Origin of the sequence: Cupriavidus basilensis, from assembly GCF_029335485.1 — a bacterium.
In the GTDB taxonomy this organism is placed as follows: Bacteria; Pseudomonadota; Gammaproteobacteria; order Burkholderiales; family Burkholderiaceae; genus Cupriavidus; species Cupriavidus basilensis_E.
In genome coordinates this window covers 1-754 of sequence record NZ_JARJLM010000701.1, presented here as the reverse complement: position 1 = coordinate 754, position 754 = coordinate 1, and the positions used below count along the sequence as shown (strand labels likewise).

The following is a 754-nucleotide window of genomic DNA, read 5'->3' as shown; positions in this document are numbered from 1 at the left end:
AGCGTCTTGGGCGTGGGCGGCCCCTTGCCATCAGGAAAGCGCATGCGCATGCGCTTGAAGTTGATGTCGGCGCTCATCTGTTTGACGAGGGCGAGGTCATTGGTTTCGTCCGTCAGCGGTTGGTTACCGAAGGCATAGCGATGCAGGTTGTTTTGTAACTGCAGCAACGCCCAGTTGATACGGGCCTCGCCGCCCCAGCCCGCGGCGGCACCAGCGGCGGCATGCAGGCCTACGCCGGCATCGCCGACGCCTTTCCAGAATTCGGTGCCGACGCCTGGGACATAGGTGGCGAGACGGTACTTACGATCTTCGCCGGGTTTTATTTTGTCGTCGAAGACTTCGTACAGCCGCGCGACATTGCTATGCGACTCGTGCTTCTTGTCGTAATAGAGGTTATTGCGCGTGCCATCGAAGAAGAAGCCGAGGTAGAGGGTGCGCTGGCACGACATGGCGTCGTTGGGCGACTCGGTGCAAGTAACGCCCCTGCGTTCGTTCGCCGTGAGAGTCCACGGGTTCTCGCTTACATTGTCAGGCAGTCGGGAAATCGTCATGGCGTCTTGTCCTCCGTGTGGGCGGCCTTGCCCTTTCTCATGAGGTCCCAGAGTTCGGTGGGGCCTTCACAGTGCGCACTACCGGGGTGCTCCTTGCGGCATTGCAGTGTTGGCTCGAGCAATCCGCCTGGGAAATCGGGATGACCCGGACCCACCCAAGTAGGGAAGAGCTTGACGACACCTCCGGGGAAGAACGCGACCCA

1 protein-coding gene and 1 pseudogene are annotated in these 754 nt (G+C 60.6%); both read right to left on the bottom strand.

From position 1 onward, the window contains the following. Positions 1-551, bottom strand: a 551-nt coding sequence (locus tag P3W85_RS43305) for a phospholipase effector Tle1 domain-containing protein (RefSeq protein ID WP_276269340.1), incomplete at its 3' end; no start/stop codon positions are given. After that, positions 548-754 (bottom strand): annotated as a pseudogene (locus P3W85_RS43300) (hypothetical protein); the annotation flags it as partial. The pseudogene P3W85_RS43300 and the gene P3W85_RS43305, both read right to left, overlap by 4 nt.